Annotated in this window: 19 protein-coding genes, 1 tRNA gene and 1 pseudogene; 7 read left to right on the forward strand and 14 right to left on the reverse strand. The window is 68.3% G+C overall.

From position 1 onward, the window contains the following. Positions 1–14: 14 nt before the first annotated feature. Positions 15–362 (reverse strand): hypothetical protein, encoded by a 348-nt coding sequence (locus JT723_RS08555; protein WP_205043877.1) that lies wholly within the window; start codon positions 360–362, stop codon positions 15–17. Between the two features lie 181 nt (positions 363–543). Here JT723_RS08555 and JT723_RS08560 point away from each other — a divergent pair, with 181 nt between their 5' ends. Both JT723_RS08560 and JT723_RS08565 read left to right on the forward strand, forming a co-directional pair. Further along, positions 544–1,755, forward strand: coding sequence for a sensor histidine kinase (locus JT723_RS08560; RefSeq protein WP_205043878.1), 1,212 nt, complete (start codon positions 544–546; stop codon positions 1,753–1,755). Continuing rightward, the gene (locus tag JT723_RS08565; RefSeq protein WP_205043879.1) at positions 1,743–2,396 is read left to right on the forward strand and encodes a LuxR C-terminal-related transcriptional regulator; all 654 of its coding nucleotides are present in this window, start codon (positions 1,743–1,745) and stop codon (positions 2,394–2,396) included. The genes JT723_RS08560 and JT723_RS08565 overlap by 13 nt, the downstream gene beginning before the upstream one ends. A 477-nt stretch (positions 2,397–2,873) precedes the next feature. On the opposite strand, the gene JT723_RS08570 is transcribed toward JT723_RS08565, so the two are convergent. Beyond that, entirely contained in the window at positions 2,874–3,815 is a 942-nt protein-coding gene (locus tag JT723_RS08570; RefSeq protein ID WP_205043880.1) for an undecaprenyl-diphosphate phosphatase, read from the reverse strand. 684 nt (positions 3,816–4,499) lie between these two features. Between JT723_RS08570 and JT723_RS08575 the strand changes: the two genes are divergently transcribed. Further along, positions 4,500–5,012, forward strand: coding sequence for a P-loop nucleotide/nucleoside kinase family protein (locus JT723_RS08575; RefSeq protein WP_240165265.1), 513 nt, complete (start codon positions 4,500–4,502; stop codon positions 5,010–5,012). 182 nt (positions 5,013–5,194) lie between these two features. After that, entirely contained in the window at positions 5,195–6,397 is a 1,203-nt protein-coding gene (locus JT723_RS08580) for a hypothetical protein (RefSeq protein ID WP_205043882.1), read from the forward strand. A 168-nt stretch (positions 6,398–6,565) separates the two neighbouring features. Here JT723_RS08580 and JT723_RS08585 read toward each other — a convergent pair whose 3' ends face one another. The 7 genes and pseudogenes from JT723_RS08585 to JT723_RS08610 all read right to left on the reverse strand — a co-directional run bounded on the left by JT723_RS08585 (position 6,566) and on the right by JT723_RS08610 (position 17,197). Continuing rightward, positions 6,566–8,113, reverse strand: a complete 1,548-nt coding sequence (locus JT723_RS08585) for a PQQ-dependent sugar dehydrogenase (RefSeq protein ID WP_205043883.1) — start codon at positions 8,111–8,113, stop codon at positions 6,566–6,568. An 833-nt stretch (positions 8,114–8,946) separates the two neighbouring features. Continuing rightward, positions 8,947–9,405, reverse strand: coding sequence for a hypothetical protein (locus tag JT723_RS08590; RefSeq protein ID WP_205043884.1), 459 nt, complete (start codon positions 9,403–9,405; stop codon positions 8,947–8,949). A gap of 10 nt (positions 9,406–9,415) precedes the next feature. After that, a complete protein-coding gene (locus tag JT723_RS08595) occupies positions 9,416–14,122 on the reverse strand; it encodes a putative T7SS-secreted protein (protein WP_205043885.1) in 4,707 nt (1,568 codons plus the stop codon). A 598-nt stretch (positions 14,123–14,720) separates the two neighbouring features. Continuing rightward, positions 14,721–15,239: a hypothetical protein gene (locus JT723_RS08600; RefSeq protein WP_205043886.1), complete on the reverse strand. Its 519-nt coding sequence runs from the start codon at positions 15,237–15,239 to the stop codon at positions 14,721–14,723. Between the two features lie 163 nt (positions 15,240–15,402). Then, on the reverse strand, positions 15,403–15,666 hold the full coding sequence (locus JT723_RS08605; protein ID WP_205043887.1) for a hypothetical protein: 264 nt from the start codon (positions 15,664–15,666) through the stop codon (positions 15,403–15,405). Positions 15,667–16,167: 501 nt separating this feature from the next. After that, a pseudogene (locus JT723_RS34970) lies at positions 16,168–16,290 on the reverse strand (IS3-like element IS3502 family transposase); the annotation flags it as partial. A gap of 40 nt (positions 16,291–16,330) precedes the next feature. Further along, positions 16,331–17,197, reverse strand: coding sequence for a tetratricopeptide repeat protein (locus JT723_RS08610; protein WP_205043888.1), 867 nt, complete (start codon positions 17,195–17,197; stop codon positions 16,331–16,333). Positions 17,198–18,418: 1,221 nt separating this feature from the next. On the opposite strand from JT723_RS08610, the gene JT723_RS08615 reads away from it, so the two are divergent. Both JT723_RS08615 and JT723_RS08620 read left to right on the forward strand, forming a co-directional pair. Next, a complete protein-coding gene (locus tag JT723_RS08615; RefSeq protein ID WP_205043889.1) occupies positions 18,419–20,647 on the forward strand; it encodes an N-6 DNA methylase in 2,229 nt (742 codons plus the stop codon). A gap of 74 nt (positions 20,648–20,721) precedes the next feature. Then, positions 20,722–20,943: a hypothetical protein gene (locus tag JT723_RS08620; protein ID WP_205043890.1), complete on the forward strand. Its 222-nt coding sequence runs from the start codon at positions 20,722–20,724 to the stop codon at positions 20,941–20,943. A gap of 314 nt (positions 20,944–21,257) precedes the next feature. Here the strand turns inward: JT723_RS08620 and JT723_RS08625 are convergent, their stop codons facing one another. The 4 genes from JT723_RS08625 to JT723_RS08640 all read right to left on the reverse strand — a co-directional run bounded on the left by JT723_RS08625 (position 21,258) and on the right by JT723_RS08640 (position 24,345). Further along, the gene (locus JT723_RS08625) at positions 21,258–21,722 is read right to left on the reverse strand and encodes a hypothetical protein (RefSeq protein ID WP_240165266.1); all 465 of its coding nucleotides are present in this window, start codon (positions 21,720–21,722) and stop codon (positions 21,258–21,260) included. A 336-nt stretch (positions 21,723–22,058) separates the two neighbouring features. Continuing rightward, on the reverse strand, positions 22,059–22,409 hold the full coding sequence (locus JT723_RS08630) for a hypothetical protein (protein ID WP_205043891.1): 351 nt from the start codon (positions 22,407–22,409) through the stop codon (positions 22,059–22,061). Beyond that, the gene (locus JT723_RS08635; RefSeq protein WP_205043892.1) at positions 22,402–24,009 is read right to left on the reverse strand and encodes a putative T7SS-secreted protein; all 1,608 of its coding nucleotides are present in this window, start codon (positions 24,007–24,009) and stop codon (positions 22,402–22,404) included. Before JT723_RS08635 ends, JT723_RS08630 begins: the two co-directional genes overlap by 8 nt. Before the next feature lie 262 nt (positions 24,010–24,271). After that, positions 24,272–24,345: transfer RNA gene (locus tag JT723_RS08640), tRNA-Gly, on the reverse strand. Positions 24,346–24,716: 371 nt separating this feature from the next. On the opposite strand from JT723_RS08640, the gene dcd reads away from it, so the two are divergent. Next, positions 24,717–25,292, forward strand: coding sequence for a dCTP deaminase (gene dcd / locus JT723_RS08645; protein WP_031520058.1), 576 nt, complete (start codon positions 24,717–24,719; stop codon positions 25,290–25,292). 15 nt (positions 25,293–25,307) lie between these two features. On the opposite strand, the gene JT723_RS08650 is transcribed toward dcd, so the two are convergent. Then, a complete protein-coding gene (locus tag JT723_RS08650; RefSeq protein ID WP_205043893.1) occupies positions 25,308–25,724 on the reverse strand; it encodes a DUF2000 domain-containing protein in 417 nt (138 codons plus the stop codon). Between the last annotated feature and the right edge of the window lie 32 nt (positions 25,725–25,756).

Consider the following 25,756-nt stretch of genomic DNA (forward strand, 5'->3'; position numbering starts at 1 on the left):
GACCCGGGCGGGTGTCAGCGCGGGCGGAAGAGGTGGGCGAGGTTGAGGGCCACCAGTCCGGCCCAGGAGATGAGCAGTGCGGTGGTCCCGCCGGGAGTGAAGGTCGTTGCGACGGTGCCGAGGACCAGGGAGAGCAGCAGGACGCCGAGGTCCGCCCTTCGGTCGCGGACCAGGGCTCGCCGAAGAGGGCCGGGCTCCGCCAGCCGCTCGGCGCACACCTCGTCGAACGACGCGGCGACGCGGTCGTCGATCCGGTCCCCGAGCCGTTCGACGAACAGGTCCACGATGGCGTTCTCGTCCCCGCCTTCCGGGCGCTCGGCGGGCCGGGGGTGTTGTGCCGGTGCCGGTGGCTGCTCGGTCATCGTGGTGTCCTCCCGGACGCGGGCTTGTGTGCCGTACAGGGCCGTACAGGGACAGGCTTTCCTGCGGCGGGCGCGCGCGTCGGTAGCGCAGAGGTCCGACTCGGGGGTGGTGCTGGCGTCACCACCGATCCGGGTGCACGGTGCATGGCATGTGCGTCACCAGGCGTTCTACCGTCGGGTCATGAGGAACTTCCGGACGCTGCGACGCGCGTTCCTCCGAGCGCGACGGGACACCGGCTTCGTGGCAGCCGGCATTCCGCTGCACCTTGCCCTGGCGTCGCAGTGGGTCTGGGGCGTGACCATCGTCCTGAAGGCGAACGCGTGGGCCGTGGTGCCGATACCGTTCGCGCTGTTCCTCGTCGGCATTCCGACGCTCACCGCTGTCCAGCGGCACCGCTGTCGGGCGCTGCTCGGTGTGGACGTCCCGCGGCCGGCGCCGACGCCGGAACGAAGGTGGCCCAGGCGTGCCGTGCGGTGGCTGTCCTCGGCCCGGACCTGGCGACAGGTCGGATACCACCTCCTGCTCGGGCCGTTGCTGGCGGCTGTGGAACTGCTCGTGCTCGCGGCCTGGGCCGCGGCCGTGGCGGGCGTCACCGCCTTCGGCTACGCCTCCGCGCTCCCGGTGTACCAGACGCTTCTCTGCACCGCCGGCGGCGTCGTGCTGCTGTGCGTCGCACCCTGGCTGGCCGGGGCGACGGCCAGGACCGAGGCCCGGCTCGCGCCCGCGCTGCTGGGGCCGAGCCGCAACGAGCGGCTTCGGCGGCGTGTCGAGCACCTGGCCGAGAGCCGCACCGACCTGATCGAAGCCGTCGACAGCGAGCGCCGCCGCATCGAACGCGACCTGCACGACGGCACCCAGCAGCGCCTGGTCTCCCTCGCGGTCAACCTGGGGCTGGCCAGGGCCACCCTCACCGACCTGCCGGACGACGCCCGCACCGCCATCGACGAGGCGCACCGCGAGGCGAAGGAGGCCATCGCCGAACTCAACGACCTGGTCCGCGGGTTGCACCCCGCGGTCCTCGAAGACCGGGGGCTGGACGCTGCGTTGTCCGGCCTGGCCGCCCGCGTACCGCTGCCGGTGGGCGTGCGCGTCGACATCGGAGAGCGAGCAGCGCCCGTCGTGGAGTCGGTCGCGTACTTCGTGGTCTCCGAGGCGCTGGCCAACGTCACCAAGCACGCCCGCGCCACCCGTGCGGAGGTGACCGTCGAACGGATCGGGAAGCTGCTGCGCGTGAACGTCACCGACGACGGGAGCGGTGGCGCCGACGCCTCGGCCGGCAGCGGACTGAACGGACTGGCCAGACGCGTCGGCTCCGTCGACGGAACCTTCCGCGTCAGCAGCCCCGCCGGCGGCCCTACCACCCTCATCGCGGAGCTGCCGTGCGAGCTGTGATCGCCGAGGACTCGGTGCTGCTGCGCGTCGGGCTCGTCAAGGTGCTGGAGATGGCCGGCTTCCTGGTCGCAGCCGACGTGGGCGACGCGGACGCCCTGCTGACCGCGGTCGACCAGCACCGGCCCGAACTCGCCCTGATCGACGTCCGCATGCCGCCGTCCTTCACCGACGAGGGAGTGCGCGCCGCGTTGGTGATCCGTCGCCAGTGGCCCCGGACGGCGGTGGTCCTGCTCTCGCAGTACGTGGAGGAGCGGTACGCGGCCGACCTGCTGACCGCCCACACCGACGGTGTCGGCTACCTGCTCAAGCAACGCGTCGCCGACGTGGAGGATTTCATCGCCGCGGTACGTCGCGTCGCCGACGGCGGCACGGCGCTGGACCCCGAGGTCGTCGCCCAGCTGCTGCTGCGCCGCCGCAGCGACCCCTTGTCGCGGCTCACGCCCCGCGAACGGGAAGTGCTGGCCCTGATGGCCGAGGGACGCTCCAACGCGGGCATCGCCGAGGCGCTGGTGGTCAGCGACAGCGCGGTCGCCAAGCACATCAACAACATCTTCGCCAAACTCGCCCTCCCCGCCGCCGACGCCGACCACCGACGCGTCCTCGCCGTTCTGCAATTCCTCGGGGCGGCGCCCCCGAACTGACCGCCCGCCGCCACGAGCGCGACCGTACGCCCGGCTCGCCGGAAGGGCGGGGATCATGCGCTTGCAGGGCGCGCTGCGCGTGACGGACGCATGTGCGTCGGGCCCGGCCCTGGCTGGGCTCCTACGACGGGTCAGCACTGGAATGACTCCGCGTCGTCATCGTCATCGTCGACGCTTTGGGGCACGACCGTGTAGTTCGGGATGGTCATCGGGACCGGTGGGCCGTTACGTGGCCGCCTCCGTGCTCGCTGCTGCGTTCTTGGCAGCATCTTCTGCCAGGGTCTTGCCGGCTGCGCTGCCGCCGATGTTGCCGACGAGGCGTCCGCTTGCTTCGGAGCCGTCGGAGCCCCAGCCGGTGCCGAGGATGGTGCGGCCTGCTTGTCCTTCGCGCCGGGGTCGGTGAACGCGGCCGGCGCGACGGGCTTGCTGCCGGGGTACTCGCCGTATCGCGTGCGTCGCGCGCGACGACGGCGTGCGTCAGGCGAACCAGATCATGCTGCCGACGCCGGCCACCAGGCAGTAGATCGCGAAGGGGGTCAGCGTGCGGGTGGTGAACCAGCGGGACAGGAAGCGCACCGAGCCGTACGCGCACACGCCCGCAGTGAGGAAGCCCGCGGCCACCTGGCCGTGGATGTGGTCGCCGGCCGACCCGGCCAGGCTGGGCAGTTTGAGGATGCCGGCCGCGAGGATGACCGGGGTTGCCAGCAGGAAGGAGAACTTCGCGGCGTCCTCGTGGTCCAGTCCGCGCAGCAGTCCGCCGACCATCGTGATGCCCGACCGGCTGATCCCCGCCAGTAGCGCCAGCGTCTGGAACAGGCCGATGATGCCGGCCTCGCGGTAGTTGAGGGTGTCCAGGCGGCGCTTCGGCGCGCGGGCGTGGATGTCGCCCTCGGTGGCCGCGCCCGGCCCGGCGCTCAACCCGGGCACCGGGGCTGCGGCTCGGAGTTCGGCACCGCGGCGCAGGCGTTCGCCGGCATAGAGGATCACGCCGTTGAGGGTCAGGAAGGCGGCCGCGGCCTCCGGCTTGGCGAACAGGGTGCGGAAGGTGTGCTCCAGGGCCAGGCCGGTGATGCCGACCGGGATGGTGCCCACCACCAGGAGCCATGCGAGGCGCTCGGTGGACGTGGTCACCGTGCGGGTGCGCAGGGTGGTGAAGAGCGCCCGGACGATGGCCACCCAGTCCTTGCGGAAGTACGCCAGCAGGGCCAGGGCGGTCGCTACGTGGAGGGCCACGACGAACGCCAGGTACGGGGAGGTCCCCGAGTCGCCGGAGGCGTTCTCTGTGACCAGGTGGTGCCAGGAGCCGCCGATCCACGCCGGTACGAGCACGGAGTGGCCCAGGCTGGAGACCGGGAAGAGTTCGGTCACGCCCTGGAGGGCGCCGATGGTGACGGCTTGGAGGTAGGACAGATCAGACACGGGTGGTCCTCAAGGGCCGGGGTGGGCGGGGGCGGAGGCGCCCCCCCACGGGTGGTGACACCGGGCCGCTCACGTCTACATGACTGTAGACGTCCAGGTGAACGTAGGAGACGACGGATGGTGCCACAAGCCAATCCGGATGAATGCCCACCGAATGGCGCATGGCGGTGAGGCTGTCCGTTCTCTGGACTGCTCCCCGCGCCCGCGGGGATGGACCCGCCTGCGGCGCGTTCAAGCCGTCCCCCGAGGCGGTCTCAGAGCCGACCAGCCTGCTCGCCCCCGGTGATGCGCGCCGCCGTCACTGTTGTGCCCTGCCGTGGAACCACACCACACCGGCGGCGAACCGCTGCGCGCCGCCGCTCCGGGCGCCCGCGCCGCCCGGGGCACAGCCGGTTCCGCTACGATCACGGCATGTGCTGCTGTGCTCCCATGACGACAACCGCTGCCTAACGGCGGTACCGCGGTTCCTGCAACCGCGGCCATTGCCTGCCCCCGCATGGGGAGCAGTGCCAGGACGTACCGCCGGATCAGTGTCCTGCCGGCAGTCACTCATATTCCTGTGACGCCGGGTCATCCTGCCTGATCAGGGAAGTCATGCCTCAGTCTCAGCATTTCGATTCACAGCATTCGCATGCAGCCGTACCCAGCGCTGCGCAGCACCCACGTGCTGCCATCCTGCTCCTGATGGTCGGGCTCCCCGGGGCTGGGAAAACCACCCGCGCCAAGGAGCTCGCCGCAACCCACCGGGCGCTGCGGCTGACTCCAGATCACTGGATGATCCCGCTGTTCGGCGATTCGATGGCCGACGGCAAGCGCTGGGTGCTCGAAGGGCGGCTCATCTCAGTCGCCCTACAGGCACTGAGGCTGGGGACCAGCGTCGTGCTCGACTTCGGGCTCTGGAGCCGCGACGAACGGTCGGCGCTGCGCTGGATGGCCCGGTCGGTCGGGGCATCATGCCAGGTGGTCTACCTGCCTGTGGACAAGGACGTCCAGCTCGCCCGCGTCGCTCACCGCCAGGAAACAACACCGCATCAGACGTTCCCGATGAGCAAGGCCGACCTGGATGCCTGGCGGGAGCAGTTCCAGGTGCCTGACGCCGCCGAACTCGACAGCGGCGAGATCCCCGCCCCGCCGGCGGGCTGGCCGAGCTGGCCGGACTGGGCAGCAGACACCTGGCCCTCGTGCACCGACAGCTGACCTGGCCGCCCGCCCCGCAGCACCGGCGCGTCACCCTGCCCGCCCCCTCGGGTGAAATCCCGGCCACCGGCGACGGTGTGTGCTGTTAGGGTCCGCGAGAATTCGAACGTGGGGAGCCGCCGGAGGATTCGCTCTCCTGGCGCCGTCCCGTTCAGCATTGCCCTCCTCCGTATTCCGAGGTCATGGCCGGTGCGACGGGCTTCCTTTCGTCCCCCGAGTACGACTTGCTGTGGACCCGGTACGCCGACGGTTCGACGACCAGTTTGGGTGCTGACTTCTGGCATTCCCGGTTGTCCATGTCCCACGGGTCGGTGTCCGATGTGCTGGCGACCGAGCAGGGTGAGCTCGGCTCGGACGTCGACCACGGGGTGAAGCTGCGCGACATGTCGACCGGAGCGACTTCCTTTGTCACCCTGGGTAGATTCCGCGATTTTGTGGGGGCCGTCGGATCGACGGTGCCGGCCTGCCCTTGGTCGCCGGCGCAGGGCGTCGACGACTGCACCCAACTGCAGTTGCTGGGCATCGTGGACGGTGCGGAGACCGACCGGACGGTCACCGGCATTCCGGCCGACGCGCGAGACGTGCGCGTGGAGTCCTCGGCCCCCGGCTCCGTGGTTCTGTCCTACAGGGCTCTCGCCGGCACGGACACAGAGGTCCACTACGCGGTGGTGGACCTCTCCTCCGCCGCTGCGACACCGTCACACCTCGCCCCTTCCGCCTGGGGCCGCCCTGCGCTGTCTCCGGCATGTCTCGCCACCGTGACCAGCCCCATGCCGCCGGCCACAGGGCAGTTGCACCTGGAGAACAGGGAAACCGGAGCGGTCACGCAGATCGACACGCACCAGCACATCTCCAGCCTCCTGGTGGGCATGGTCGGGGACTGGGCACTGTTCGGTCCGAAAACCACGCTCGACGGAGGATCGACCAGCGACGACTTCTCCTTCAGAGCGGTCCCGGTCGCTGGGGGCACCAGCCGCAAAATCCTGGACCACGCCACCTCGCTGGCGGCCTCTCCCGACGGCGCGCTGCTGGTCATGGGCGGCACACTCGCCCATGGCGAAGGCGTCTACCGGGTGTCTGCAGGCGCCGACGGTGCGCCCGTGGCGGAGCTGGTCGCCGGAACCGGCCAGCCGCTGGGGATCACCTTGGTGAGTTCCACCGTCCCGGCGGCGGCCGCGGTCGACACCGCGCCGTGGAAAGCGAGATGGCAGCTGTCGCGCTCCACCGCGGAGGTCGTCCCGACCCTCCGCAACGCCGCCACGGGCGGCTCCGAAACGTCGTACCTGTCCCCCTCGGACAACACCACCGAGCCGGTGGGGATGGGCTACGACGGACGGGTGCGATTGGACTGGACCGGGTGGACCGACTCCGGCTGGCCGCGCTGAGGACGACCCGTGCCGCCCGCCTGAGCGGAAAGAGTACGTCGCCAATCGAGCGGAGAAGTGATGCGGAAAACGCGGGTGAGCCCTGTCGCTCGGCGGCACCGACCGGGCACGGCCGTCGGTACCACGGCCGCTTGCCGTGGTACCGACGTCAGCCGGTTCCCTGTCTCCTCAGCTTCCGGTGCGGGCGCAGGACGCCTTGTTGAGAAGGAAGCGGCCCGGTGCGGACCGGTCGTCCGTGTGGGAGGCCAGATAGCCCAGGGTGATGGATCCGCCCGGCGGGATCGCCGAGTTGTATCCGGAGTCGGACGCAGTGTAGAGGTCGCCGATGTTGGTCAGAGTGGTGTCCCAGTCCGAGATGACAGCCTGCCCATAGGGCAGCGGGAACTCCAGCGCCCAGCCGTTGATCGGGGTTGTGCCCCTGTTCGTGACGGTGAGATACACGGCCATGCCGGTGCCCCAGACGTTCGTCGTGACGGCGACCTGGCAGGTCGGCGTCGTGTGCGCGAACGAAACCCGGTGCAGGCCGCCGGGGAGGTCGTTGACCACGTAGAGCTCGCCGTCAGGGGTGGACCCGAAAGCCGTCACCTGGGTGGGCATCTGGCCGATCGCGGCCTGGCGGAGGACGCCGTTGCTGTCGGGGCGCAGCGCCCAGATGGTGGACGTGCAGTAGTCGGTGGCGATGTACGTGCCGCCGGCCAGGTCGGCGAACTGCCGGCCGCGGTAGACCTGGCCGCCGATGACCGCGCAGCTGCCGTTGTAGTGCGAGTAGTAGAAGTCCTGGGCGCGGTAGCGGGCACCGGACGAGCACTGGGACGTGTCGAAGACCTGCGGCCCCTCGTAGCACGACCAGCCCAGGTTGGTTCCGGGCTGCTCGTCGCGCGCCAGGTGGTCGATCTCCTCCCACAGGCCCTGGCCGACGTCAGCCACCCACATCGACCCGTCCGCGGGGTCGAAGGAGAACCGCCAGGGGTTGCGGGCGCCCCACACCCAGATCTCGCCGCGGGCGCCGGCGACGCCGGCGAACGGGTTGTCCGCGGGGATGCAGTACGGGAGTGCACCGCAACTGCGGCTCACGTCGAGGCGGAGGATCTTGCCGAGCAGGGTGTCGGTCCGCTGCCCGCTGTCGAAGGGGTCACCGGCACCACCGCCGTCGCCGATGCCCCAGTACAGCTTGCCGTCGGGGCCGAAGGCGAGCTGGCCACCGTTGTGGTTGGTGTAGTCGGCGTGCGGCTGCTGCAGCAGGACCTCGAGGCGCGCTTCGGCGAGGCTGTAGCGGGCCAGGGTGACCGCGCCGTCGGGCAGCGCGGTGAAGGCGAGGTAGAGCTGCTGGCTCTGGACGAAGTCCGGGGGGAGGGCGATGCCGAGCAGTCCGCGCTCGTTGTCCGACGAGTCCACCTGGGACGTGATGTCCAGCAGCGGGGCGGAGGCGAGCCCGGTGGCCGGGTCGTAGACGCGAACCCTTCCGAACTTCTCGGTGATGAACAGCCGCCCTGTGCCGTCGTCGGGCGCGGCCAGGGCCGTCGGGCGTTGCAGGCCGGAGGCGACCTGGGTGGTGGTCGCGGTGATCTCCTCCAGCGGTACCGCCGAGGCGACGGCTTGCGACTCCGTGGAGAGCGGGGCCTCGGCAGACGAGGCGGGGAGGGACAGGGGGCCGGTCACGAGCACGGGGAGTGCGAGCAGCAGGCCGATCCATCGGCGACGTAAGTGTCTCAACATTGCGGCTCCAGCGAGGGGGGGACCCGTTCGGGAAACGAACGAGCAGTGCGGGACCGTACTTTCGTCGGCACTACATGTGCTTCGCGGGACGCTACTGCCCTTCCCACCTAGGTGCCAGGCCGTCTCCCCGTGGATGTCCCCGTATCTGGGCCGCTCGCAGGCAGTGGGCACCGGGGCGGCCGTCGAAGGCAGTGACTTGCGTGCCCCGAAGGGCGCGGCCATGCGGCAGGCCCCGTTCGAGCGACTTCCCAGATCGCCGTCCCGCGCACCGCGCGGAATGGCACTGATTGACCGCCAGGAGTGCTGCGGAAGTGGTGCGGGTTCTTCAAATGGTCCAGACAACAAAGAGGCCCAAGTCATTGGCCTGGGCCTTCTCTATGGAGCGGATGACGGGAATCGAACCCGCGCTCTGAGCTTGGGAATCACGGGAGCCAGGCGGGCGTCCGTCCTGGTCAGCGGCAGGCGCAGTCCTGGAGTGCCGACTGGGGCTACGCCCTGGGCGACCGTGGCTGACCGCGCCGTGCCGCTGTGCGTGACGCGGATGTGGTTCGCGCCGCCCGGCCCGACGTGCGGTGCCTGCCAATCCGGTACGTGTCAGGAGCGGGGTTCGCCCTTCAAGCGTGCGCGGTCTGCGAGCTCGTCCATCGCGCGGGAGATTCCGTTGCCGAGGCGCTCGTGGACGTCGAGGCTGCGGCGGCGTTCGTCGAGCCAGCTACGACCGTGGGTACTGGCCGGCCGGAGAGACCCGTCGTGCGGAAGTGGTGGGGTAGGTGCCCAGCGCAGTCGTCCCGCGCATCGTTCCCGCGGACCTCATGCAGGCGGGACGCAAAGCCTCACGAGACAGCGCCGCCGGGGCGCTTGCTGACGAAGGAAACGATGGGACCATCCTCGGTGTCCATCGCTTGGACGGAAAAGCTCCTTCCTGGAAAATCCGCCGCGAGACGGAACCGCCACGTTGTTGCGATGTCCTCGGCCAGGGACAGCCCGTTGGCACGCGAGGTGGCGTCGTCGTCGACATCGACGTACAGATACAGCTTGAGCTGATTCAGGGTGGCTTCGATTGCCGTGACGTCGCCGTTCAGTGCGGATCGCCATGTCTCGAAATTCTCGGGATCGTAGGATCGATCCCACAGGACGCACCCCTCCACCTCGACGAATGCCGGCAGGAATACGCGCGACAACGCAATCCATTCCGCAATGCCGGTGGACTGGGAAAGGAAGTCGATGTAGTCGGCGCGGTGACCTGTCGCTTCCGTCCATTCCCTGACCTGTGGGTCTCTCATCGGGTCCATGCGGTATTCCTTATTGCGGCAGTTCGTCAGGTCTTGCGGGCCGTGGCATCTTATCCCACGTCAGGAACGTCTGGCCTGTTCTCGGGTTGACGTTCTTGTGCGTCTCGAGCACATGTGGTGCCGGAACGCCGCCGTGTGGTGCGGAGTCCGGGTCCACATCCACTCGCTTCACCGGGAGTCCGTCTCTGTCGTACACCGCGTACGCGGTCACGCTGCCATCCTGTTTGCGCCGCACGAGGATCTCATCGGGGTTCGCGGTCTTCGGGAATCGCCCCTGGTGGGGCGTCGCGTTCGAGAGGTCTATCCCGCACTTGGGAGTGAGGCCGAGAGGGTCGGACCAGTTCAACGCGTTGAGCACGTAGGCATGGTGATTGTCCGCCGGGTCAAGGCCCAGTGGGTCTGCGCTGATGTACCTGGCGATCTCAGGATCGTAGTAGCGCGAGTAGTTGTAATTGAGCCCCGTTTCCGAGTCCGCATACTGCCCCGGGAAACGGAGCGGGCAGTCGACGAGGTTGGTCTCCGCCTCGACCGGAAGGGTTGTGCCCCAATGCGTGGAGCTTCGCTTCCAGGCCACTTCTCCTTCGGGTGTCACCAACTCGGTCGGCGTACCGACCGAGTCCGTGACGACGGCGTGGAAACGCGTACTCCGGCTGGTGGACGAGCGGTGGGTGATGACGGCGCGCAATGGCTCCTCGTCACCCCCTCCGACCGGTCCGCGGTTTCTTTGCGCGAGCGGAGTGTGGGTGCCGGGGGCGAAATCCCACGTGGTCACTTGGCCATCCGCCGCCCGCTGCTCGATCAGGCGGGTCTCGTCCCAGGTGAAGTCCGTACGGTTGGCCGCCGAACCGCCCTCGGCCAGGCGATGCTTGGATATCCGGCGGCCCAGCGGGTCGTAGGCGTACCGCCAGCGACAGCCGTCCGGCGTCACTGCTTCGGCGAGGCGGTCTTCGGCATTCCATGCGTACGTCCAGGTGCGTCGCTGCCCGCTGAGCAGTTTGCGGGTTTTGCGGACCAGGCGACCCTGCGCGTCGTGTATGTACGTCGTGCGCCCGGCGCGGTGTACGAGGGTGCCGCTGAAGGCGCGTTCGCCGGCCGACTCATGGGCGGGCGCCGTTGCGTGAGTGACGTTGCCGGCCGAGTCGTAGGCGTACGTCTCGCTCCAACCGTGTGCACGCACCTCGGTCACACGGCCCATAGGGTCGAGTCCGAAACGACGTATACGTGAGGAAAAGTCATGTATCTCGGTGAGGTAGCCGTCGGCGCGGTGGGTGAAAGTGCGGTGGATGAGTCGACCCTTTCCGTCGTCACGCCCCCAGAGCGTCTGCTCGGTGAGGCGGTGAACGGGGTCCCAGGACTGGGTGAGCCCGACGCTCTCGCTGAGGCGCCGCTCACGCTCCCGGCCGACTGTGTCGTAAGCGAACGTCAAGGAGTCAGTGCCGGCAGCGATCGCCGAGGGCCGGCCCGTCGGATCGTAGGTCCACAGCGATGTCAGTCCGGACGGCGTGGTTCGACAGGTGACCCGCCCGAGTGCGTCACGCGTGTACGTGACCGTCCGGCCGTTGACCGTTTCCGCGAGCACGCGACCGCGATCGTCGCGCTCGATGGACACCTCCGCCTCGCAGTTCACGCTGCGGATCAGATGCCCGGAAGCGCTGTACTGGTAGGTGGTGCCGTCCAGGTCAGTGCGCTGCTCTGTGACACGGCCGAGAGCGTCGCGCGAAAACCGCAGCACTTCGCCCATGGCGTTGGTTCTGGACGCGAGGTTGCCCGACGCATCGTAGGAATAGGTCAGACAACGGCCGTTGAAGTCCACTTCCGTGACCAGGCGTCCCGCTTCGTCGTACTGGTAGGACCACTTGAGCCCCTGGGGATTCGTGACGCCGACCAGTTGGAGTTCTGTGTCGTAGGCGAAGGCGTATGTCACGCCGTCCGGATCCGTGCGCGTGGCGGGCAAGTCGAAGTAAGTGGTGGTGTGGCGGGTGACATTGCCTGCGGGGCCGGTATGGCTGGTCAGGTTGCCTTCCGCGTCCCAGGTCCACGATTCCCTGGAACCATCGGCATACTCGCGCCAGTCCAACGTGCCCTCGGAAGTCCAACCCGTGCGGGTGGTATGCCCGAGAGGATCGACGACCTCCACGACGCGTCCGAACGGATCCCGTCGTATGACAGATGTATGCCCAGCCTCGTCGGTGATCGCGACCACCAGCCCGGCAGGGTCGCTGACGAACGTCCGAGTGTGATCGATGGCGTCGGCGGTGGAGAGCAGATGTCCCGATGCGTTGTAGACGTGGCGGGTTTCCGCGCCCAGGGGATCCGTTGTGGTGAGGAGGTTGCCGCGCTCGTCGAACGAGTGCCGCCAGGTCACCCCGCCCGGTTCGACGACTGTGACGGGCCGGCGCAGGGAGTTGTAAGAAGCCTGCGCGATCGAGCCGTCCGCGAGGAGCAGTTGAGTGAGATTGCCCGCTTCGTCGTAGGTATAGCGGGTCGTGTTCCCCAGCGGATCCGTCCTGGCGATGAGATGGCGGTTGGCCTCGTCCCACTCCTGGGTGGTGGTGTGTCCGAGAGGGTCGGTCTCGGCAATGAGGCGGTGGGCGGTGTTGTGGGTGTAAGTGCTGGTGTGGCCGAGTGAGTTGGTGAAGGTGGTGGTGCGGGTGGCGTCGTCGTAGCTGAAGGTGCTGCTCAGGAAGCCGTCGGTGCCGTTGGTCGCGACGCAGCGGCCGTGCTGGTCGTATGTGTAGGCGTAGGTGGTGTCGTTGCGGTCGGTCCAGGAGGTGATGCGGGCGATGGTGTCGTAGGTGAAGCAGTACGGCACGCCGGTGGAGTCCGTGAAGTTGCCGAGGTTGTCGGCCCCGTCGTAGGCGTATTCACGGATGAGGGTGCCGGGAGCCTCGGGCGCGGCGGGGTCCTGCAGGCGCAGGGCGGTGATGCGGCCGTCTCGGTTGCCGAGGGTGAGGTGGTATCCGCCGCTGTGGCGGACCTCGGTGGGGACGCCGGCTTCGTCGTATGTGATCGCGTAGGCGTTGCCGTTGCGGTCGGTGACTTCGGTGAGCGGCAGCAGCATCGGACCGCCGGACGTGGCCGTGGCTCCTGGGACGGTGGCGAAGTGGAGTGTCCGGCCGGTCTCCGTCTTGGTGATTCGGAGTGGTGTGCCGGGTGTGCCGTCCCATTCCAGTGGCCAGCGGGGGCCGTGGCTGGGCAGCGCGGGGACGCCGGGTTCGGGGATGGGGTAGAGCAGGATCGAGCCGTCGTCGGCGACGAACGCCACGCCCTGGTTGTCGAGTTCGAGGCGTTGGTCAAGGGTGGAGGCCCAGCTGGGGCCGAAGAAGCGGCCGATCCGGTACGAGGACAGGTGGGTGCGCTCCAGGACCAGGGGGAGGGTGCCGGGGAGGGTGATGTCGGTCTGGGTGAGGATCATGTCGCCGGTGGCGACGTCGATCGGGTCCGAGAGGCATTTCTTCGCAGCCTGCTCGATGGCGGATTTGGCGGGGTCTTCGGCCGCGGCCCGGGCACCGTTCTTCGCGGCTTGCTCGCCGGCGTCTTTGGCTGCGTTCTTGGCGGCGTCTTCTGCGGCGGTTTTGCCGGCTGCGCTGCCGCCGTCGGTGGCGATGGCGAGGAGGATGTTGCCGACGAGGCGTCCGGAGGCTTCTGAGCCGTCGGAGCCCCAGCCGGTGCCGAGGATGATGCCGGGGAGGCGTTCGGGGTGCTGGGTCATGTCGACCAGGCCTGCGGCGGTGGCGTTGAGGTGGGTGAGGTACTGGGCTGGGTGGGTCATGTTGTACGGGTCGTACGGGTTCAGGCCGCGGGCGAACTTGACCAGGTCGGTGCCGGAGCGGACCAGGCCGCCGACGAAGTGCTCGCCCGCGATGGGGAGGGCTTTGCCGACGTCGCCGAAGTCGTTCTGCATGCGGTCGGTGAAGTCCGGTTTCGCGGGGGCGAGTTTGGTGGCTGCGCGGACCTTGGCCTCGGCGGTGGCGGCGGCGCTGTCGCGCTGTGTGCGGGCGGCGTTCAGGGTGTCCTTGGCGGCCTGCTTGTCTTTGGCACCGGGGTCGGTGAAGGCGGCGGGTTTGGTCGGTTTGGTGCCGGGGTCCTTGCCGTCGTCGACCTTGTCGTTGTAGGCCTTGACGTCGTCGTGGTACTGGTCGACGGCCGAGTTGTAGGCGTCGGCGGCGGCCTTGCGGGCGGCGGCGCCCTGCTTCCACAGCCGGACGGCTTCCTTGGCCTGGTCCTTGGCCCAGTCCACGGTCTCGGCGTAGTTGTCCAGCGCGAGCCCGGCTTCCGCGCACGCGGTCGCCGCGTGTGCCCACTTGGCGGGCTGGGCCTTGAACATCTTCCGGAAGGCGTCGGCACCGAAGCCGTCCCAGTCCCCGGGGTCGAGGTGCGACAGGCCGGTGTGCCCGGCGTCGAAGGCCATGGCCAGCTTGGCCAGATGCAGGACCGCCTCGCGGATCTTGCCCGCGTCGCCGTGCAGGAGTTCGTCCGGCTCGTCGGACTGGCCGAGCTGCTGCTCGGCGACGTGCGCGCCGAGGTGGTCGGCGATGTGGTCGCCCTTGTCCTCGACCCAGTCCGCCGCATCGTCGAGGCCGACGTGGTCGAGCCCGTCACCGACGATGTGGGCGCCGTCGTCGATGAGTTCGCCGGCCTTCTTCTTGGCCTTGCCGAGCAGCTTCTCGCCGCCGTCACCGATCTTGTTGACGGCTCCACGAAGGCTGAACCCCATACCCGCCACCCCCCCAACGGCAGTACGACCGTCACACGAACCTAGCAACCAGCCGTGACACCGTCATCACCACCCGGTCCCCGGGGAGCTGAGGACCCTCGGATGCGTCGATGCGTAAACCCGCGTCGGGCTTGTGACCCCCCCCGGACACTACGAAAGCGGATGGCGCCGATTGACCGCCAGATGTGGTGCGGAAGCGGTACGGGTTCCCCAATGGGTCTGGACAACACAAAAGGCCCGGGTCATTGACCTGGGCCTTCTTTATGGAGCGGATGACGGGAATCGAACCCGCGCTCTGAGCTTGGGAATCACAGATGCCTCGCCGGCGTCCGTGCTGGTCAGCGACACGAGGAAGCCCTGAAGCACGCGTATGACCAGCGCCGTTGGTGAGTGTGGCTGACCGCGCTGTACCGCCGCGCGTGGTGCAAAACGGTGCGGCTGCGGAGCTCTATCGGTCGTGCAGAACGGTGGGCCGGGTGAAGGGTGCGGCACGACCTCAGCGACGTCACGCCTCGCCTTGCGTCCGGTGCTGATCGGGGTGAAGCAGGAGCGGGAGCTTCCGCGTCGCGGGGACGGGGGCCAACGGCGCGTGTGGTGGTCATTCGTGAGGGTTGGGCTCCGTGGCGATGACATGCTGAATTTGCCATCGGGCCTCCTCCCAGCGGGCAGCGCGATCGGCCTTACGGCGGTCCACTCCCTCTGCTGCGCGCTCCGCGCTCCGACTGCCCACGATGGATTGAGCGCTACGCGCAATGTACTGGCAGGTCAGCCTCGTTCGCCCGATCTTGTTCAACGCTCCAGCCTCGATGAGCATGTCCTGACAAGCGAATCGCACCGCTGAGTCATGGATACTGGTGAACTCCGAGTGTCCCGGCGCCTTCCAACCGGCCGCGAAGAAGGATTCGTAGGCCCGGACGAGCCGGTCGGTCGCCCGACCCGACGCGATTGCCTCGCGCGCCGCGGCGACGTACTCAACGGTGGCGGCTCGCAGATCCTCCGTCAAAGCCTCCGCTTCGAGGTCCGCCGCGTGTTCTGCGAAGTCCAGTGCGAGCGTTGCCGCGCGTGCGCCGTCCACGTCGTTGAGCATCTCGGTCAGCCGCACCGGCAGGACGATCATTGCTTGTTCCATTCTCCCGGCCCTCGACTCAGGAGCTCCAATAGTTCGGCCGTGTCGCCGGAACCAGTAATGACTCTGTTTGGATTGAGAATCCTGACATGCGCTGCGGCGTCCATCGCGTTTTTGAGTTGCTTCCCCGCATCGCCGCCGCCCACGTCGGCCGTCAGAATCCGTACGGATACAGCTCGATCCGCGCCACGCTCAGCGACACCACCTGCCCGAGCCCGGGCACGAGGGAATCTTCCGTGAGTTCAAGCAGGATCACGTCATCACCGACCCGTAGCGCCACCACTCCGTCGTCCGCCACGCTTTCCACCGCGCCGGAGACGATCGCCCCTCCCTCTTCGGAGTCCGCCAGGAAACCCGTCGGCGCAAGCGGTTGTTGGGCTTGATGGACGGAGGCCGGGTCGGGGATCTCGATCTCCACTCGGTACCGACCGCCGAGTCGGGGAGTCTCCGTGCCCCTCCATTCCGCGTGGGCCCGGCCCGTTGGCGATGTGAACTCGACGAGGCCACGACCCATGTCGCCGCTACCCGTGACTGTGATGTGCACTACTTCAACCCCCCCAAGGGAACTCGGACCATGGTATTGCCCACAACCCACTCATCGGCCGGGGCGATGAAATCCCATGTGGTGGTGATGGGGCGCCGCGCGCGGTCGAACTGATGCGTGCGGCGGGCCCGGCCGGCCGGCGAAGTTCCTTGTTCCGCGTACGTTTGGGCCACCTTTTCGCTCGCGCCTGGATACGCTGTCTCGGCTCCGTGGACCATGTCGGTGTGAAGGGCCGGGCCTGGCCTCCGTACCAGTGTGCGCGGTGGGGAGGCGGTGCGCGCCACTGGGATGGGAGCCGAGTGCGCCAACCCGCGGGTCAGGACCGGGTCCGCCACGTAGAGAACGGTTCTAAGGCCCGGCTGGGGTATTGGGCGAGTGGTTGGTGTGCAGGATCGCCCCGGCGAGGCTGCCGCGGGTGCGTTCGGCGGCCGTCAGGGCATCGGTGACCAGTTCGGTGCGCATGTGATCGGCGGTCGCCCAGCCCGCCGGCCGGCGCGAGGCGAGGTACCCGGAGAACGGGTGGCCCCTCCCCGGGAGATCACCCGACCAGTTCCAGTCCGTTCCAGCTGCGTGGACCTCCCGCCGTCCACGCATCCAGCAGCTGCCGGGCCTCGGTCTCAGGGGCGGCCAGCCAGACGGTCTGCGAGCCGCCGTGCGTCGGCACACTCGCCTCATCCCAGTCGATGACACCCTCGCTGCAGCATGCGCACAGCATGTGGAAGCTGCTCGCCGGCTCGGCGCCGAAGTCCCGTGCGAAGAACGAAGCCACCAGGGCGTCGACGTCGGAGGCAGCCGCGGCGTTCACGGTGGCATGCAGCGTCGGCAGCGACGAGGCTTCGAGAAGCAGCAACTCGTCGAAGACAGCGACGCTCTGGCCGTTGTACGTCCGCTGGCCGGTCGGCTCCCCGTCGTGCACGACGATCTCGCCGAAGCGACGGCCTCTCGTGGCAGGGACGTTCACCACGCGTCCTCGCGTCGGGCAGAGCCGCTGGATCCAGACCACCTCGCGCTCGCCGCCCGTATCCAGCCGTACGCACGCTGGGTCGAAGGCGCCGTTGATCTCCCCCTCGCCCTCCGGCATCGGGATCCCGAAGCCTTCCCACGCGTCACGAGCGGTCGCCCAGTCACGCTTGATCGTGGCAGCGACTCCCAGATTCCAGAACGCCGGGTCCTGCTCACCACGCGGTGAGCGGGCGGCAGCCTCACGGCCGAGTTCATAGGCCTTTGCCCAGTTACGCAGAAACTTGTACGCCAGTGCTGCGTCGTACCACCATGCCACGCTGGTGGCTTCGTCCGGATAGTGGCCAAGGATCTGCTCGTACAACTCGGCGGACGCCAGCCACTCCTCCGCATCCCACATCTCGCGAGCGCGTTCCAGCAGCCGCTTCGCCTCTGACTTCTCCATGCCCCTCCCCCTGACCAGGGATGGAGTTTCGCACGACGACCGAGGGGATATCGGAAGGGGGGTCGCATAAGGTCCTGATGGCGAGGCCGGCCGTCAACCCGGACGGCCGGACGTCGCCACCCCGGCCTGGGCAGCCGCTCATACGCGCCGCTCATACGCGCCACATCCCCGTTTTTTCGACGTGAACCGTTCTTGCTGGCGGCCGTGCTTGGACCGGCCGTTCAACTGTTCTTCGAGATCGGCTTGACCGGGAAGCCGGACACTGCCTTCAAGCGTTCGGCGGAGGCGATGCAGGGGTTCTTCGGATCGCCGGGCACGTCGATCACGCGGCCGCTGACCACCGGCCTCTTCGCGCCGGTTCGCCGAGGAACCTCGGTCCGGTGTCCAAGGCATCATCCGAGGTGTCGGGGGTGAGGTAGCCGGCTTCGCGGTAGGTGGAGCTGTGGTGGTGCCCGACGCGGTCCGCACGGTGGAGCTCGAGTCAGCCGCTCCCGCCCTGGAACCGGGTGGCGCCCTTATTGCGTCGCGTCGCAGTCCTGGCAGCGGCTCACAGCAGCCCGCCCGGTGTTGCCGTGGGTGGCGCGGAGGGGACTGGAGGGGGCGAGGCGACGCCACGCCCCGGGGGACGGGGCGGGCACCCAGCCGTACAGGGGCGGCCGGATGTCGGACGGCTCGATGTGCGTGCACCCGGGAAGGTGGGCTTTGCCGCTGGCGTGGATGATGATCGCAGCCGCCGACCAGCTGCCCCAATCCCCGGCGGGCGTACTGCTGCGAGGTGCGCGAGGAGCGCAGTCCGCGCAGTTGTCCATCTCATGGCGTTCGCAGTACTGCATGTCCTCACTCTGCCAGGCCGCGCGCTGCTGACCGGGACGATCGATTCAATGCTGCTCGAACCAGCCGAGAATTCTGTTAACCCCCGTAACCAGAAAACCTGGAGCGACGCACAGCAGTCGGGGGCATGGCTGAGCAGGTCTCCTGCCTGGGCCTGGGGATGTGAAGATGACGGTCGTTCAACAGCTTATCCCGTAGGGCCTTCGGTCAGCACAATGAGCACTCCGAATGCGCACTTGGCTCATCCGCCACCTCCCTCGTACCGTCCTCTCGTCGGAAGATCGACCGGCCCGACCTTGAGGAGCCACGTTGGAGCCGCAACACGAAGCACAGACAGGTCTGATCACCCGGCCGCAGATCGCCGACCGCCTGGGCGTCAGACGTCCGGCCGTGTCGAACTGGGCCCGGCGCCACAAGGACTTTCCCGCCCCGGTGCGCTCCGGCGACATGGACCTCTTCCTGGAGGCCGAGATCGCGCGGTGGTTGGTGAACCGCATGGTCCCGCACCGCCAACTGCTGGACGGGGAGCCGCCGGGCACCACCTACGCCGACCGGTTCAGCCGCACAAGCGGTAGGCGACGCCAGGCGGAGCCGAAGGCCGGCGGGAGCCCGTACCCTCACGTGGGCGCCGAGGACAGGAAGGCCGTCGAGAAGTTGATGGGCCGCCTCGCCGAGCGGGTGCGCGGTCCCGCGACGATGGCCGACTTCGTGAACCTCTGCCTCATCGTGATGTATGTGCGCCATGCGGAACCGGATCGCTGGTCGCGGATCGAGAAGGCCATGGCAGTGGGCCAAGGCACCCAGGGCGTGCAGGGCCTCCTGCGCTTCCTCGGCGACGTGGCACAGGAAACGCTGCGCCGGAGCGGCGACCGCACCGACATGCGCGGCAGCCTGCTGCAACTCGAACCGCGGAGCTGGGACGACCTCACCGCAGCGGTACGGACGGCGGCCGGCGCGGGCAGGGGCGCGTTCCAGCTGGTGTGGGAGTCGTTCAGCGCCCGGGAGGGGCTGCAGAGCTTCGAGTTCTGCAGCCCGGTCGGCCTGGCATCACTCGCCGCGGAGCTGGTGCTCGCCCCAGGGCAGAAGGCCACGGTGCTGGACCCCTATATGAGGGGCGGGGAAATGCTGGCGGCCGCGTACCGGCACCTCGGTGACGCGGGCGGGACGTTGTACGGCGAGACCCTCGACGGTCGTCTGCAGGCGGTCGCGAGTCTCTACCTGCTCCACCTCGGCGTGCGGCCGAAGCTGACAAGCACCCGGTCCGACCGGTGGCCGCCGCACCGCGAGCACGGCGCCGATGTCGTACTGACGAACCCCCCGTTCAACATGAGCGACGCACCCGGTCCCGGTCGGCGCACGGGGGACTGGCCGTACGGGGCGCCGCCGCGGGGCAACGACAACTTCGCCTGGGTGCAGTACGTCCTGGGCGCCCTGGTACCCGGCGGTCGAGCAGCGGTGGTCATGCCGGTGAAGGCGGGCAACTCGGTGAGCGCCGCCGAGCGCGAGATCCGTCGTTCGCTGATCCGCAGGGGGGCGGTGGAGTGCGTCATCACGCTGCCGCCCCACCTGTTCTCCGCGACCCCCGTGCCAGTTTCCCTGTGGCTGCTACGACGGGTCGAGCAGCCGGCGCGCGAGGATGTTCTCTTCGTCGACGCCCAGGAGCTGGGGGAGAGGATGCGGCGCCGACGAGTGCTTCGGGACATCGACAGAGAGGCGATCACTGCGCTGGTCCGGCCGTGGCTCGACGGAGAGGCGTGCCCGGACGACGCGGGGAAGCACGTGCTGCGCGTAGCAGCGCAGGGTCTCTCGGCTGTTGCGGTGGCGCGCGCGGAGATCATCGGCGAGGAGTGTTCGCTACGCCCCGCCGACTACCTCGGCGGCGGACACTACGGCGCCGGTCCCGACACGGCGATGCTGCGCGCCGCCAGTGACGACGCGGCAGAGCGCAGGCACAGGCTGGAGCGGGGGGCGCCGGGAACGGAGCACGCCTACCGTACGGGGCCTGGACCGGTGGCCTGGGACGAAGCCGTCCTCGGCGACCTGTGCGAGATCCAGGCCGGGCCTTCGTACACCCGCCTTCCCGCAACGGCACGGACGAGGGACACCGGAGTTCCTCTCGTCTTCCCACAGGATCTCGTCGGAGGGAGGATCGCGGAGGTTACGCGTGAGGGCGTGCCGTGGGAGACGGCCGAGCGCTTCAAGAAGTTCATGGTGCTCGAGAACGACATCGTCTGCGTGCGCACGGGTGCGCAGCAACGGCCCGCGCTGGTCTCCGCCTCCCAGGCCGGCCGGCTGCTCAGTTCGAACGTGACGCGTCTGCGGCTACGTCCCACGGCCGAGGTCGATCCGCTGTACCTGCACGCCTATCTCGGTCTCCGCCACGCGCGGGAGTGGATGTCCCACCGCGCCGCAGCCACAGCCGCCCCCTCACTGAGCTCCGCGGCTCTGGGCCACCTTCCCGTGCGCTTCCCGCCCATGGGGCAGCAACGCCGGTGTGTGGAACTCCTCAGCGATCTCGGCCGGCGCGTCGAGGCGTACGAGGAGTACGCCGCCGCTCTCGGCCGGCTGCGCGGCGAACTCGCTGAACACCTGCTGCACGGCTCGGCCGAACCGCTGTGACGGCCCACCGCCGGCCGGCACCCCAGACCCGTCCCTCGTCCCCTTCCTCCGTGACCACCGAAAGGACCGAGTCCATGCCCGAACCGACAGCCCCATCCGGACGCACCTGGCGGCTGTGGCTTGCGCTGTACGTCGCGTGTTCCTTGGTGGTCGGCCTGGTGGTGAGTCTGCTCGTGCTCCGATCAGGCGCCGACACCACCGATGCCATGCTCACCGGGGGAGGCGGCTTCGCGACGTCCTTCGGCCTCTGCCTCGCACTGCCCGCGGCGGTGCGCGAACTCAAGCGGCTGGACTGAACGGTGGTCAGCGCCTGGCCGCGGGCGAGGCGAAGTCGGCGATGGGCCTACGCAGGGGTTCGTCCGCGGACCCCTGGATTGGAATGGGTGTCCAGGCCGAGCACGCAGAATGCGTCCCACCAGCCCGCCTGGACCGCGGGCAGTGGGTGCCATCGGGCTCGCGAGATGTCCCTGCGCCCCTTCGGGCGACCGCTGACCCTCCGCGGACTCAGCTGACCAGCCCCGATCCGAGATCATCAGACTTTGCAATCGCCCTGCTCCGGAGAGCCGAACTCCGCTGTCCCACAGTTGTCACCCAACTCCGGCCCCTGAACTCAGGGCTGGTAAGAGAGAAGAGCCGGCAAGCCAGAGTGGTCCGTGCTTTCCATCGTCACGATGACCTGCTTGCCGGTGGCGTCGCCGAGAAGGCGGACAAATTTCTCGACACCGGAGAACCGGGCCGCATCTGTCACATCGGAAGGGTCGAAGGTGAATTCGATCTGGTCCGCATCGAAGAAATAACAGCTGAACGTGACATCGTCCACACTGACGGACAACGCCGCAGATTCGTCCGCATCCGTACTGAGACGGTGAAAGATCTCATCTGCTTCGGGAACGACTTCAAGCGGATCGACCTCTGCCAGTGTCCATGCAAAATGAGTTTGCCATCCCGTTCGGCGCAGTGCGCGCAGGGCGCTCTCCCAGTCCGCCGTATCCACATCGAACACCAGCACATCGCGCAACGCGCCGTCGACGACGAAATCTTCTTCTCTGTAGTGCAGTGTCCCATCGCTGGACATCACAGGAACCCTTCGAACGTGGAGGCTCTTCCAACCTGGGCGCCTGGCAGGCCGGTTGGCCAAGGGCGACGTTGAAGAAAAAATGAAGCTCCTGGTAGATGGGTTGTCGACCAAGATCAACCTGTCTGCCCGGAGCTTCACGTGCTTGTCTACCCATCGGGGATGGATCTGTCCAGTTCGGCCCTGCGCTACCTGACCGAGCTGCTAATACTCCAGCTGTAGATCTTGATCACGACTGTTGGAGGGCCTGACGTTGGTAGTGGCCGCTCCGTGCACGGGCCTGGTGTCGTCGGCGCCAGCATGACCAACTGAGCCAACTGGGCTCCTACGACGGGGTCAGAACTGGAATGACTCGTCATCGTCACCGTCATCGTCGATGCTTTCGGGTACGACCTTGTAGTTCGGGACGGTCACGCTCCGATCGCGTTCGGGAACGTAGACGGAGTCCATGGGAACGTCGTCAGGTACGGGTACGCGTGACAGGTGGATGCCGAACAGACAGGTGGAGCACCAGAATGATGCGTACCCGACCCTGTCGGCGACAAGACCGGTAAAGGCCAGGTTGAGTGTTCTGGCGCCACAGTTGGGGCACGCGTCGGGGGGCGAATCCGGCAGCAGTTCGTAGGCGCGAACGTACGCGGCGAGCCAGTCCTTCCAACTCGCCCTGTTCTCGGCGATGTCATTCACTTTCGCTGCTCCGGTTCTCCGGGTGGTCGTCCCACCAGCCGTCCTCGTGGGCATACGCCTCATCTTCCCATGCCTTGAGCGTTGCCTCGTCCTTCGGTATCGGTGCACCCCGTTTTATCTGGTCCACGTGGAATCTTTCGTGGGCGAGTGTTCGCGCCAGTTGTTCGTTGTCGTAGAAGGCGTCCCGGTACAGGTTGATGTGGGTTGCAGACGGGGTACTTCCGTAGAGACCGCTGACCGACTTCTTTATCTCGATTCTGATCCCGCGAAGGTCGATGGAGTAACGCGCAGCCACGTCCCGGACGCTCGCCATGGTCATCGGGACCGGTGGACCGTTACGTGGCCGCCTCCGTGCTCGCTGCAAGAGGCCGTCGCCGCGATCCGCAGCGGCGACATCTCTGGCGCCCTGCTCGCCTGCGTCTTTGGCTGCGTTCTTGGCGGCGTCTTCTGCGGCGGTTTTGCCTGCGGCGGAGCCGCCGTCGGTGGCGATGGCGAGGAGGATGTTGCCGACGAGGCGGCCGCTTGCTTCGGAGCCGTCGGAGCCCCAGCCGGTGCCGAGGATGATGCCGGGGAGGCGTTCGGGGTGCTGGGTCATGTCGACCAGGCCTGCGGCGGTGGCGTTGAGGTGGGTCAGGTACTGCGCCGGGTGGGTGAGGTTATAGGGGTCCATCGGGTTCAGGCCGCGGACGAACTTGTCCAGGTCGGTCAGTGAACGGACGAGGCCGCCGACGAAGTGTTCTCCTGCGATGGGGAGGGCTTTGCCGACATCGCCGAGGTCGTTCTGCATGCGGTCGGTGAAGTCCGGCTTGGCCGGGGCGAGCGCGGTCGCGGTCCTGATCGCGGCCACGGCTCGGTTCGCGGCGGCGTCGCGCTGGCTGCGGGCGGCGTCGAGAGTCTCTTTGGCGGCCTGCTTGTCCTTCGCGCCAGGGTCGGTGAACGCAGCCGGCGCGACGGGCTTGGTGCCGGGGTCTTTGCCGTCGTCGACCTTGTCGTTGTAGGCCTTCACGTCATCGTGGTACGTGTCGACGCTCGCGTTGTACGCATTTGCCGCCGTCTTGCGTGCCGTGACGCTCCGCTTCCACAGGCGGACAGCCTCTTCGGCCTGGCCTCGTGCCCACTCCACGGTGTCGGCGTAGGTGTCCAGGGCCAGTCCGGCGTCCGCGCAAGCCTGCGCGGCCTTGGCCCATTTCGCAGGTTGGGTCTGGAACTTGGCCCGGAAGGCCTCGGCGCCGAGGCCGTCCCAGTCACCTGGGTCCAGGTGCGCGAGTCCGGTGTGGCCGGTGTCGAAGGCCACGTAGAGCTTCGCCAGATGACGGGCGGCGGTGCGGATCTTCCCTGCGTCCCCGTGGAGCAGTTCGTCCGGCTGGTCGGTCTGCCCGAGCTGCTGCTCGGCGACGTGCGCGCCCATGTGGTCGGCGATGTGGTCGCCCTTGTCCTCGACCCAGTCCGCCGCGTCGTCGAGCCCCACATGATCGAGGCCGTCGCCGACGATGTGGGCACCGTCGTCGATGATCTCGCCGGCCTTCTTCTTGGCCTTGCCGAGCAGCTTCTCGCCACCGCCACCGATCTTGTTGACGGCTCCACGAAGGCTGAACCCCATACCCGCCACCCCCCGACGGCAGTACGACCGTCACATGAACCTAGCAACCAGCCGTGACAGCGTCATCACCACGCGGTCTCCGGGGAGTTGAGGACCCTCGGATGCGTGGGTGCGTACTCTCGCGTCGGGCTCGCGACTCCTCCGGACAATACGAAAGCGGATGGCGCCGATTGACCGCCAGATGTGGTGCGGAAGCGGTACGGGTTCTCCAATGGGTCTGGACAACACAAAAGGCCCGGGTCATTGACCTGGGCCTTCTTTATGGAGCGGATGACGGGAATCGAACCCGCGCTCTGAGCTTGGGAAGCTCATGTTCTACCATTAAACTACATCCGCGAAAAGGCTCCCGAGGGGGCTTCGGGGACACTCTACCGCACGTGGGGGTGGGGCGGGGGGAGGTGGGGGTGGAGGGGTAGGTTCGGGGGTGGTGTTGCTGCGTGGGCGGGGCGGTGGGTTCCCCTAATGTGTGGGTTTGTCGGCCACACGGAGTTGGGGAAGGGGCTTCATGGAGCGCACTGTCGTTCGTTGTGCGGAGGGGCATGTGTTCACCACCGGGTCGTTCCCGCTGCAGCAGTTGGGGGCGCAGCGGTTGGGGCCTGGGCGGCTGGTCAGGTGTCCGAGGTGTGCGCGGCTGCGGCACGCCGTGCCCGTCGGGGATGGCGCCGGCGGGGAGAAGTAGGGCGGGCCGCAGGGGTTAGGGTCGTTCCGTGCTTCTCTCAGACAAGGACATCCGGACCGAGATCGACAACGGGCGTGTGCGGGTCGACCCGTTCGAGCCGTCGATGGTGCAGCCGTCGAGCATCGACGTGCGCCTGGACCGGTTCTTCCGGGTGTTCGAGAACCACCGGTATCCGCACATCGACCCGGCGGTCGAGCAGCCCGACCTGACGCGGTTGGTGGAGCCGGAGGGGGACGACGCCTTCATCCTGCATCCGGGGGAGTTCGTGCTGGCCTCGACGTACGAGGTCATCACGCTGCCGGACGATGTGGCGTCGCGTCTTGAGGGGAAGTCGAGCCTGGGGCGGCTCGGGCTGCTGACGCATTCGACGGCGGGCTTCATCGACCCGGGTTTCTCCGGGCACGTGACGCTGGAGCTGTCGAACGTGGCGACGCTGCCCATCAAGCTCTGGCCGGGGATGAAGATCGGGCAGCTGTGTCTGTTCCGGCTGACGTCGCCGGCCGAGTTCCCCTACGGCTCGCAGCAGTACGGCTCGCGCTACCAGGGGCAGCGCGGGCCGACCGCCTCCAGGTCGTACCTGAACTTCCACCGCACCCAGGTGTGAGGGGGCGGCAGGACCTCAGGGGTGCATCCGCGCGCCCTTGAGCGTCTTGTCGACGGCGTTGCGCGGGCCGTAGACGGCCAGGCCCACCAGGTCGAGGCCGGCGGTCGGGACGGCGCGGACGGCCGCGCGGTTGTCGGCGTCGTTGCCGGTCGAGAAGAGGTCGGCGGTGAAGACGGCGCTGGGCAGGACGCGGGACAGCGCCCGGGTGTGGGCGGCGGTCAGTACGTCCTTGCCGCCCTCGAAGACCAGCACCGGCTGGCGGAACATCGGCAGGTAGGCGGTGCCGTCGGCGTCCTCGTAGGGCTCGCCGACGACTTCGGGCAGCTGCGTGCCGAGGCCGCTCACCAGGAACGCGGTCACGTTGAGCCGTTGCCACGGCTCCAGGTCCTCCCGCAGCAGCACGGCGATCTTCGTATCGAAAGCTGTGGTCATACGCCCAGCCTGCGGGCCGCGCGCAAGGGGCG

This window comes from Actinacidiphila bryophytorum (genome assembly GCF_016916835.1).
GTDB lineage: Bacteria > Actinomycetota > Actinomycetes > Streptomycetales > Streptomycetaceae > Actinacidiphila > Actinacidiphila bryophytorum.

Excerpts from the sequence above, each read along its gene's own strand:
- JT723_RS08555 (WP_205043877.1), bottom strand. The coding sequence starts at position 362 with ATGACCGAGCAGCCACCGGCACCGGCACAACACCCCCGGCCCGCCGAG.
- JT723_RS08560 (WP_205043878.1), top strand. The coding sequence starts at position 544 with ATGAGGAACTTCCGGACGCTGCGACGCGCGTTCCTCCGAGCGCGACGG.
- JT723_RS08575 (WP_240165265.1), top strand. The coding sequence starts at position 4,500 with ATGGTCGGGCTCCCCGGGGCTGGGAAAACCACCCGCGCCAAGGAGCTC.
- JT723_RS08580 (WP_205043882.1), top strand. The coding sequence starts at position 5,195 with ATGGCCGGTGCGACGGGCTTCCTTTCGTCCCCCGAGTACGACTTGCTG.
- JT723_RS08585 (WP_205043883.1), bottom strand. The coding sequence starts at position 8,113 with ATGTTGAGACACTTACGTCGCCGATGGATCGGCCTGCTGCTCGCACTC.
- JT723_RS08590 (WP_205043884.1), bottom strand. The coding sequence starts at position 9,405 with ATGGACCCGATGAGAGACCCACAGGTCAGGGAATGGACGGAAGCGACA.
- JT723_RS08595 (WP_205043885.1), bottom strand. The coding sequence starts at position 14,122 with ATGGGGTTCAGCCTTCGTGGAGCCGTCAACAAGATCGGTGACGGCGGC.
- JT723_RS08600 (WP_205043886.1), bottom strand. The coding sequence starts at position 15,239 with ATGATCGTCCTGCCGGTGCGGCTGACCGAGATGCTCAACGACGTGGAC.
- JT723_RS08610 (WP_205043888.1), bottom strand. The coding sequence starts at position 17,197 with ATGGAGAAGTCAGAGGCGAAGCGGCTGCTGGAACGCGCTCGCGAGATG.
- JT723_RS08620 (WP_205043890.1), top strand. The coding sequence starts at position 20,722 with ATGCCCGAACCGACAGCCCCATCCGGACGCACCTGGCGGCTGTGGCTT.
- JT723_RS08625 (WP_240165266.1), bottom strand. The coding sequence starts at position 21,722 with ATGTCCAGCGATGGGACACTGCACTACAGAGAAGAAGATTTCGTCGTC.
- JT723_RS08635 (WP_205043892.1), bottom strand. The coding sequence starts at position 24,009 with ATGGGGTTCAGCCTTCGTGGAGCCGTCAACAAGATCGGTGGCGGTGGC.
- JT723_RS08650 (WP_205043893.1), bottom strand. The coding sequence starts at position 25,724 with ATGACCACAGCTTTCGATACGAAGATCGCCGTGCTGCTGCGGGAGGAC.